This is a genomic window from Methylorubrum zatmanii, assembly GCF_014845115.1.
In the GTDB taxonomy this organism is placed as follows: Bacteria; Pseudomonadota; Alphaproteobacteria; order Rhizobiales; family Beijerinckiaceae; genus Methylobacterium; species Methylobacterium zatmanii.
This window is the reverse complement of record NZ_NKUI01000314.1, coordinates 1-8,445: the sequence shown is the minus strand read 5'-3', so window position 1 is coordinate 8,445 and position 8,445 is coordinate 1. Positions and strand designations below refer to the sequence as shown.

10 protein-coding genes and 1 pseudogene are annotated in these 8,445 nt (G+C 62.4%); 3 read left to right on the top strand and 8 right to left on the bottom strand.

Translation table 11 applies throughout. The annotated features are described in order from the left end of the window. Window positions 1–433: 433 nt before the first annotated feature. The 7 genes and pseudogenes from MZTS_RS24235 to groES form a co-directional block, all read right to left on the bottom strand. Window positions 434–910 (bottom strand): hypothetical protein, encoded by a 477-nt coding sequence (locus tag MZTS_RS24235; protein ID WP_192285852.1) that lies wholly within the window; start codon window positions 908–910, stop codon window positions 434–436. A gap of 165 nt (window positions 911–1,075) precedes the next feature. Beyond that, entirely contained in the window at window positions 1,076–1,435 is a 360-nt protein-coding gene (locus MZTS_RS24230) for a hypothetical protein (protein WP_192285850.1), read from the bottom strand. Window positions 1,436–1,649: 214 nt separating this feature from the next. Further along, a pseudogene (locus MZTS_RS24225) lies at window positions 1,650–1,853 on the bottom strand (Y-family DNA polymerase); the annotation flags it as partial. Further along, the gene (locus MZTS_RS24220; RefSeq protein ID WP_246482266.1) at window positions 1,850–2,242 is read right to left on the bottom strand and encodes a LexA family protein; all 393 of its coding nucleotides are present in this window, start codon (window positions 2,240–2,242) and stop codon (window positions 1,850–1,852) included. The pseudogene MZTS_RS24225 and the gene MZTS_RS24220, both read right to left, overlap by 4 nt. A gap of 78 nt (window positions 2,243–2,320) precedes the next feature. Continuing rightward, entirely contained in the window at window positions 2,321–2,593 is a 273-nt protein-coding gene (locus MZTS_RS24215) for an usg protein (RefSeq protein WP_192285848.1), read from the bottom strand. Between the two features lie 161 nt (window positions 2,594–2,754). Further along, complete coding sequence (gene groL / locus MZTS_RS24210) at window positions 2,755–4,377, bottom strand: chaperonin GroEL (protein WP_192285846.1); 1,623 nt, start codon at window positions 4,375–4,377, stop codon at window positions 2,755–2,757. A gap of 51 nt (window positions 4,378–4,428) precedes the next feature. After that, entirely contained in the window at window positions 4,429–4,719 is a 291-nt protein-coding gene (gene groES, locus MZTS_RS24205; protein ID WP_192285844.1) for a co-chaperone GroES, read from the bottom strand. 383 nt (window positions 4,720–5,102) lie between these two features. Here groES and MZTS_RS24200 point away from each other — a divergent pair, with 383 nt between their 5' ends. From MZTS_RS24200 to MZTS_RS24190, 3 genes are read left to right on the top strand one after another with little or no spacing between them, the layout of a single operon-like run. Further along, window positions 5,103–6,221: an MBL fold metallo-hydrolase gene (locus tag MZTS_RS24200; RefSeq protein WP_009865653.1), complete on the top strand. Its 1,119-nt coding sequence runs from the start codon at window positions 5,103–5,105 to the stop codon at window positions 6,219–6,221. Beyond that, window positions 6,214–6,819 (top strand): SCO family protein, encoded by a 606-nt coding sequence (locus MZTS_RS24195; protein WP_343068854.1) that lies wholly within the window; start codon window positions 6,214–6,216, stop codon window positions 6,817–6,819. Before MZTS_RS24200 ends, MZTS_RS24195 begins: the two co-directional genes overlap by 8 nt. Further along, window positions 6,816–7,130, top strand: a complete 315-nt coding sequence (locus tag MZTS_RS24190; protein WP_192285842.1) for a hypothetical protein — start codon at window positions 6,816–6,818, stop codon at window positions 7,128–7,130. The genes MZTS_RS24195 and MZTS_RS24190 overlap by 4 nt, the downstream gene beginning before the upstream one ends. Here the strand turns inward: MZTS_RS24190 and MZTS_RS24185 are convergent. Continuing rightward, a complete protein-coding gene (locus MZTS_RS24185; protein ID WP_246482265.1) occupies window positions 7,123–8,109 on the bottom strand; it encodes a TorF family putative porin in 987 nt (328 codons plus the stop codon). The two genes, MZTS_RS24190 and MZTS_RS24185, sit on opposite strands and share 8 nt — an antisense overlap. Between the last annotated feature and the right edge of the window lie 336 nt (window positions 8,110–8,445).

The following is an 8,445-nucleotide window of genomic DNA, read 5'->3' as shown; positions in this document are numbered from 1 at the left end:
GATTGGACGCCGATTGACAGCAAAGACTGTGCAATCAGTGGCCCGCTCGATAGTTCGCGACCATCTCGGAGGTGATGTCAGCCGGGTAGCATAGCGGCGAGTAGCCGCCCGGCCTCGAATGAGCGCTACGGCGCCCGCAGGATCGGCCGCCGCGGTTGGTCTGGTAGGGACAGGCGCAGCTGCCGGGATAGCTCGCGATCGATTCCGCTATCAGGAGCTTTGCAATCGCCGCGACGCTGAGCGCCGGGGCAGCCTTCGGTGCGGGCGAGCCAGCCTGCTGTTCCGCTGGCGGCGCGCCGTGCTGGCCGAGCAGCTGGCCCGGACGTCCTCCGCCCCGCCGGCCTTCGTGCCGCTCGCCCCGCTGCCGCCCGCCACTGCGGCTACCACCTGTCTGTCTCTATGGGCAAGCCCGACCTCATTGTGATGCAAAAGACTATCTCTTTGGCTTTTGCCCAGCCGAATAATCGCTGTCGTACGACGACATCACCGGTAAGGGAGTGAACTCTGGGCGTCGCATTGGAGAGTGGAGCTCTATGGTTATAGCAGCCTTGGCGAATGCCTGAAATTCGCCAATTTCCAATATACTAGGAGATCTTTCCCTGATTTCAGAGTTCAGTCTATTTATAAGTTCCTGGTTTCCCAACACAGCACCTTCAAATGAATCAATGTCCTCCGGCTGATCGTCATGATCCTGGCTATCATAAGGAACGATAGCGTCGCAGCTTATCTCAAGAGGAAATAAATATTTTCCTTTGTTAAATTTTCTTCCGTCCAGTCGATAATCGCATAACCCCAAGCTTGCAACTGCATACCATGAAAATGGAACTGTTTTAGAAAAGGCGCTTGCATATAAATCCCTCGCGCGCGCCGGAACATTATAAATTGAACCGACCCAAACCCCAGAATTCAAATCTCCCTTGCACTCAATAAGTTTATCACGAATCGCTAATTCGAAATTTGATCTCCAGCTATCTTTATAGATTGCCGTTTGAAGTCAAATAATAGTGGAGCAGTCTTTCAGGCAAAAACCTCTTGTAGGCGGCATATAATACATATACCTACAGACGTTTGCTCTTTATATTTGATCGATAATTCTCAATATTTTATTTTGTGAGCTATTGAAGCCACCAAACTTCGCTGTCAAGTTATACGTGTCGCCGATAGAATATCTAGGATTTCCAGAAGGAAGATAGAGTTTTTTGGCTTGCAGTGGATTAATGCGCTTTCTGGCTCTCCCAATTTTGTCTGTGTATTTGAATATCAGGGCAATGTCGGATGCAAATACACGTTTTTCGACGATTGGCGGGAACGATACTATTTCAATTCGATCATCAACTCCCATTGATGCCATTTCAGATTTATAATTATGCAATATATGCGCAAAAACAACCTCATCCTCATCGGGATCGAAGTATCTTTCGACAGTTTTCGTCATTTACTTTTCATCCGGGAGTCTCTTGCTAAGAATTCTATTTGAAACCCTCTGATCAATTTCAGAAAAAACCGCTCAGTAGATTTTGTAACAACTGGACCTAGCATTATCTAGTCTTTCACGAAACTTGAAGTTCACGGCGGGTCCTATGGACGCCTCATCAGCACCTTCGGCCTGTCATATGATTCGATTTTATGAAACCAATTCTGAACATGCGCCCCATCTTGATCCCGAGCGCCTTGGCCTCGGGCGTGTTGGCGATCGCGCAGCCGTCATTGTTCGAAAGCACGATCACCGGCACGCGGGCGAGCTTGACGTCGAACACGCGCTCGCACGAGCAGTAGAGGCTATTGCCATCGATCAGCACCAGGGCGCGGCCGCCCCCAATCCGATCGCGCAGGCGCGCCTCGGCGCCGCTCATCGGCCCTGTCCGGCGCAGGCTGCGTGCCAGCGGATAGTGAAGTGCACCACGCCCCAGACGTCGACCTCGGCCAGTTCCTCCGTGGCGAACACGGGCAACTCGGGGTTGTCGACGGAGAGCCGAGCCGTGTTGCCCTCGACCACCATGCGCTTAATCGACATTTCGCCGTCGACCGCCGCCACGACGACGCTGCCGTGGTCGGGTTTTAAGCTGCGTTCGACGCAGGCGAGATCCCGTCGAAGATCCCAGGATCGCGCATCGAATCGCCGGGAAATGCGCCAGAGGAAAGTGGCCGGCGGGTTCGGCACGAGCCAGCGCGGCAGCTCGAGGGCGTTCTCAACAAAGTCGTCGGCCGGCGACGGAAAACCCGCGCACAGCGACGGACCCATCAGCAGCACACACTACCGCACGCGGAACGCCGCATGGGCCGCCGATACGGGACCCGCTCCGATCAAGCGGATGGCGTATCAGTGCAACGAGAACTCGCCGGAAATCGTCCGCAGCTCCGCCGGCTTGATCAGGCGGTCATGCATGACCCGAACCGAGTGCAGCGGCCCGTCCAGCCTGTCCTGCCAGAAGGCCAGGAACCGCTTCAGTTCGGGAAATTGCGGGAAGAGATCGTATCGCTGCCAGACGAACGTCTGGAGAAGGTGCGGAAAATCCGGAAGATGATAGAGAATCTCGGCGGTCGTGAGGCTGTAACCTTCGATCTGGCGTCGGAAATCCGTTGACGCGGCCATGCATCCACCTCTTCGAATCGGGATCACCTTGGACATGAGGGTGCGTTGACGCATCGGCCGGAATGCAAGTTCCGGGCACGATGCGGGCGTGCCGAGGCGGCGTTCCCGCGCCTCGGCAGTGATTGCGGGCGAGCGCGGCCGCCGGTCCCCGCCGGGGCGGATCAGAAATCCGGTCCGCCCGGAGCGGGCAGCGGCGCCTTCTCCTTCGGCCGGTCGGCGACCAGGGCCTCCGTCGTCACCAGAAGACCGGCCACGGAGGCCGCATCCTGCAGCGCCGTGCGCACGACCTTGGCCGGATCGACGATGCCGGCCTCGATCAAGTCGCCATAGGTCTCGGTCTGTGCGTCGAAGCCGAAGGTTTCGGAGCCGTTCTCGATGACCTTCGACACCACGATCGACCCCTCGACCCCGGCATTGGCGGCGATCTGCCGGATCGGGGCTTCGAGCGCCTTGAGCACGATGTTGATGCCGGCCTTCACATCGGCGTTGTCGCTCTTCAACGCCGAGACGACCGCCTTGGCCCGCAGCAGCGCGGTGCCGCCGCCCGGAACGATCCCTTCCTCGATCGCCGCCCGCGTCGCGTTGAGGGCGTCGTCCACGCGGTCCTTCTTCTCCTTGACCTCGACCTCGGTGGCGCCGCCGACGCGGATCACCGCGACGCCGCCGGCGAGCTTGGCCAGGCGCTCCTGCAGCTTCTCGCGGTCGTAGTCCGAGGTGGTCTCCTCGATCTGCGCCTTGATCTGCGCGACGCGGGCGTCGATCTGCGGCTTCTCGCCGGCGCCGTCGACGATGGTGGTGCTCTCCTTGTCGATGCGGACGCGCTTGGCCTGCCCCAGCAGCGGGAGAGCCACGTTCTCGAGCTTGATGCCGAGATCCTCCGAGATGGTCTGGCCGTTGGTGAGGATGGCGATGTCCTCCAGGATCGCCTTGCGGCGATCGCCGAAGCCCGGCGCCTTCACCGCCGCGACCTTGAGGCCACCGCGCAGCTTGTTGACGACGAGGGTCGCCAGAGCCTCGCCCTCGACATCCTCGGCGATGATCAGCAGGGGACGGCTCGACTGGACGACCGCCTCCAGCACCGGCAGCAACGGCTGGAGCGAGGACAGTTTCTTCTCGTGGATGAGGATGTAGGGATCGTCGAGTTCGGCGATCAGTTTTTCGGTGTTCGTGACGAAATACGGCGAGAGATAGCCGCGGTCGAACTGCAGGCCCTCGACGACGTCGAGTTCGGTCTCTGCGGTCTTGGCCTCCTCGACGGTGATGACGCCCTCGTTGCCGACCCGCTCGACCGCCTCGGCGATGAGGCGGCCGATCTCCGCGTCGCCGTTGGCCGAGATCGTGCCGACCTGGGCGATGGCCTCGGAGGAGGTGACCTTGCGGGCGCGGCCGGTGATGTCCTTGACGGCGGTCGTCGTCGCGAGGTCGATGCCGCGCTTCAGGTCGAGGGGGTTGAAGTTGGCCGCCACCGCCTTGGCGCCCTCGCGGACGATGGCCTGGGCCAGCACCGTGGCGGTGGTGGTGCCGTCGCCGGCCAGATCGTTGGTCTTCGAGGCGACCTCGCGCACGAGCTGGGCGCCGAGATTCTCGAAGCGGTCCTCCAGCTCGATCTCCTTGGCGACGGTGACGCCGTCCTTGGTGATGCGCGGCGCGCCGAAGCTCTTCTCGATCACGACGTTGCGGCCCTTCGGGCCCAGCGTCACCTTCACCGCGTCGGCGAGGATATCGACGCCGCGCAGCAGCCGTTCGCGTGCATCGCCCGAGAATTTCACGTCTTTGGCAGCCATTCCGATCCTCCTTGTTTCAGATGAATCCAGGTCTCGCTCGGCAGGTCTCGCTCAGGCGGCGATCACGCCGAGAATGTCGGCCTCCTTGAGGATCAGGAGATCCTGGCCGTCGATCTTGACCTCGGTGCCGGACCACTTGCCGAACAGCACCCGGTCACCGGCCTTCACGTCGAGGGCGTTGACGCGGCCCTGCTCGTCGCGGGCGCCGGGCCCGACGGCGACCACCTCGCCCTCCTGCGGCTTCTCCTTGGCGGTATCCGGGATGATGATGCCGCCCTTGGTCTTCTCGTCGCTCTCGACGCGGCGCAGCAGCACACGATCGTGCAGGGGTCGAAACGCCATCGTTCTTGGAACTCCCGTCTTCGTCGGCCTCAGCGGGGCGACGCGGCCCGTGCCTGTCCGACACCGCCAGGGTGTCCGCCGTCGTTCTTCAAGTCAACGGGATTGTTCTTTTTAAAGAACGGGCTTTCGGAGCGCATTCGCCCGGACTCTGCCGCGGTCGGGAGAAGGTTTGCGCAGGCTGTCGAAGCTTTTTGCGGGATCGTGCGCTGGGCTGCAGCGGCCGCGGACGTGCGCTTCTTCCCGATGCTGGCCTCGCATTCCATGAATTCTCTCGCGACGGGAGAATTGATGGAACGAATGTTTCGTAAAGCCCGTGAAGAATGGAATTCTATCCCGGAAGTTTTGTTCTAGGATGCATACAAAGTACAGGATGGGGCGGTGACATGGCGGGCATGATCGACCGGCGCGGATTTCTGAAGATCTCCGCGGCGCTGGCGGCCGGATCGGCGGCCGGCTTCTCCTGCGTCGAGGTCGCGCGCGCCGCGCCGCTCGCGATCCCGGCCGTCGACAGCTTGAGCTTGCGCGTCCTGATCGACTCGGCGCACGACCAGTTTCTGAAGCCATCGACCGTTCAGGGCGTGCTGCATCAGCCACCGGGCAATGGTCGCGGGGCCGATTATCGCAAGGTGCTGCACAACCAGTGGGGCCTGTCGCTGTTCGCGGAATCGAAGGCGGGGGAAGACGCCCGCACGATCCTGCTCGATTTCGGCTACAGCCCCGAGGCGCTGCTCAACAACATCGAGATCCTCAAGGTCGATCCCACCAAGGTCGATGCCCTGATCGTCAGCCACGGCCATCACGACCATTACGGCGGCCTGACCGGCTTCCTCGACCGCTATCGCGACGCCCTCTCTCCCGACCTGAAGCTCTATGCCGGCGGCGAGGACAATTTCTGCCATCGCCTGAGCCCGAGCGGCGTGCAGGGACAGTTCACCGATTTCGGCCAGCTCGACCGGCGCGAACTCGCCGCGCGGCGGATCGCGACCGTGCTGTGCGAGGCGCCGACCGTCGTGGCCGGCCACGCCTTCACCACCGGGCCAATCCAGCGCAACTCGATCGAGCGCATCCTGCCCAACACCTTCGTGGAGCGCGGGATCAAGGACGGGCTCGGCTGCGATGCCGGCCATTATTCCCCCGCCGAACTTCAGGGGAAGATCATCCCGGACGAGCATGTCCACGAACATGCCACCTGCTTCAACGTGAAGGGCAAGGGCCTCGTGGTCATCAGCTCCTGCGGCCATGTCGGGATCGTCAACTCGGTGCGGCAGGCGCAGGCCGTGTCGGGAATCGAGAAGGTTCACGCCATCGTCGGCGGCTTCCATCTCGGCCCCGCGCCGAAGGAGTATCTCACCCAGGTCGTCGCGGAGATCGGGGCGCTCAAGCCCGATGTCGTCATCCCGATGCATTGCAGCGGCCTGAACTTCGCCCTCGAGGCGCAGGCGCAGATGCCCGACCACGTCATCGTCCCGACCACGGGCAGCCGGCTCACCTTCGGTGCGTAGGCCGATCGCAGCCGCGCTGCTGCTCGGCCTCGCCGTGACCGGTCCGGCGCGGGCGCAGGAGCCGCCGCGCCGCTCGGCCGCCGAACTGATGGACGTGCTGATGTGGAACCGCGAGCCGGTCGGTGGCCCGTTCGCGCTGGTCGATCAGGACGGAAGGCCCCGCACCGAGGCGGATTTCCACGGCAAACTGCTCATGCTCACCTTCGGCTTCACCGCCTGTCCCGATGTCTGCCCCACCGACCTGATGGAGATCGCCCGGGCCCTGACCCTGCTCGGCGAGGCCGGCGAGGAGGTCCAGCCGGTCTTCGTCACCCTCGACCCGGCCCGCGACACGCCCGCCCTGCTGGCGGAGTTCGTGCCGAGCTTCCATCCGCGCCTGATCGGCCTGACCGGCAGCGAGGCGGCGATCCGGCGGGCGGCGGAGGCCTACAAGGTGTTCTACCGCAGGGTCGGGCAGGAGAACGGCGGCGATACGATCGAGCACTCGGCCTTCGTCTATCTGATCGACCGGGAGGGCGGCTATCTCGGCTTCTTCCCACCCGGCACCTCGGCCGAGCGCATGCTGACGATCATCCGGCCGCATCTTCGGGCGCGGTGACCGAAGGCGCCCCGTCGAAGGTGATGAGCTGCGCCGACGACCAGATGCGGCTGCCGTCGCGGGCAGCCGGGGAAACAGACCGGACGGCAGCCGAAGGCGGCGTTGCCCGGCGCGATCGCGGTTCGGCCGGCGACGTCCCGCGGCAGCGGCGGTTCGGCCGGCCGCTCGAGAGCCAGGAACAGTCCGGCGCCGCCGAGGTCGCGCCGCAGCGCGGCCTGCTCGATCAACTCACGCCCTGTGCATTCCCAGCGGAAATCCAGGGCGTGGACGAAGGCCGCGGGCCGGCGACCTTCGATGGGGGCCCTACTTGAACAAGTCGAGCAACCCGCCCGGCTCGGCATAGATGCCGGGGGCGGCGGTCGAGGCCTGCCACGTGATGCTGCCGATGAAGGCCGAGCCGCACCAGCGGGAGGTGCCGCCGTTCAGGAAGCCGCGATAATCGCCGGTGAAGTTGAAGCACTCGGACGGCGTCAGGCTGGTGTCGTGGTAGCGCACGTCGAGCAGCAGGTTCTTGTAGGCATAGGACACGCCGACATTGCCGTAGAGATAGCTTGCCAGATTGAGCGAGGGGAACCGGCCGGTCGCCGGATTGAAGGGACCGGTCGCCGACGTCTTGGCGGCGCCGAGGGTGAAGTAGCCGAGCTCACCCGAGATCGAGAAGCCGCTGGCATAGGCTTCCGGCAGGAAGGAGAACAGCGTTGCCGGCAGGGTATAGGCCGCCGTGCCCGAGGCGTAGGTGCCGATGGCGTGCGTGCCGAAGAAGTTCGGCGAATGGTAGACGTTGGCGCCCAGGACCAGCGTATCTGTCGCTTGGTAGAGGACTTTGGCCGCGCCCTCGTAGAAGTCGGAATTCGCCTGGGTGATCGGGAAGGGGTTGTTGGCGGCATCGAAGCCGAAGAGCCGCGTCTCGTTCGGATAGAAGTAGTAGAGGATGCCCAGATCGAAGGTGAACTTGTCCCAGGTCGGTCGGATGCCGGCCATCAGGTCGAACTCGAAGGCGGGTTGGGTCGGCAGGCGCGTCTGAAGCGTCGCCATTGCCGTGTAGAAGAAGTTGTTGAAGAAATTCGCCTCGAAATAAGTCTGGTAGCTGCCCTGCAGATTGGATTGCGAGACGCCACGGAAATTATAGTCGGTCGCGTAGCGCGAGAAGAACGAGAAGCCGATCAGCGGATCGGGCGCCTTCGCCTCCGGCGGCATCTCCTTCGGGGCGGGAAGATCGGCCGCTCCGGCCGGGGCGCACCAGAGGGCGCCGGCCGCGATCAGGGCCCGGATGACGGATACTCTCTTCATGGTGGGCACTCCGGTTCAAAGCTGGTGGCAGCGACCGGTCGGGATCGATTCACGGGCTGCTGAAATATTTCTTGAGAGGATACACAATTACCTAAAGAGTAAAAGCCTGAACCTTGTGCACTTAATCCCGATTGGACTGAAACATTTTGTAGTGTTGCCTTTGTGCAACTTAACCTGCCTTGCAAGTCAGATGAGGCAGGTTCTTCCCAGTCGATCTGCGCGCAATCTACTTGCCCGGTCCATGCCGGACCTGATCGGTGAGCGGATCGGATGTGGCTTTTGTAAAATCCGGCCCTGAGACGGCATCCGCTTGATGAGGGCGGGTTGCGTCTCGGC

Coding starts and splice junctions, on each gene's coding strand:
- MZTS_RS24200 (WP_009865653.1), top strand. CDS start 5,103: ATGGCGGGCATGATCGACCGGCGCGGATTTCTGAAGATCTCCGCGGCG.
- groES (WP_192285844.1), bottom strand. CDS start 4,719: ATGGCGTTTCGACCCCTGCACGATCGTGTGCTGCTGCGCCGCGTCGAG.
- MZTS_RS24230 (WP_192285850.1), bottom strand. CDS start 1,435: ATGACGAAAACTGTCGAAAGATACTTCGATCCCGATGAGGATGAGGTT.
- MZTS_RS24220 (WP_246482266.1), bottom strand. CDS start 2,242: ATGGGTCCGTCGCTGTGCGCGGGTTTTCCGTCGCCGGCCGACGACTTT.
- groL (WP_192285846.1), bottom strand. CDS start 4,377: ATGGCTGCCAAAGACGTGAAATTCTCGGGCGATGCACGCGAACGGCTG.
- MZTS_RS24215 (WP_192285848.1), bottom strand. CDS start 2,593: ATGGCCGCGTCAACGGATTTCCGACGCCAGATCGAAGGTTACAGCCTC.
- MZTS_RS24185 (WP_246482265.1), bottom strand. CDS start 8,109: ATGAAGAGAGTATCCGTCATCCGGGCCCTGATCGCGGCCGGCGCCCTC.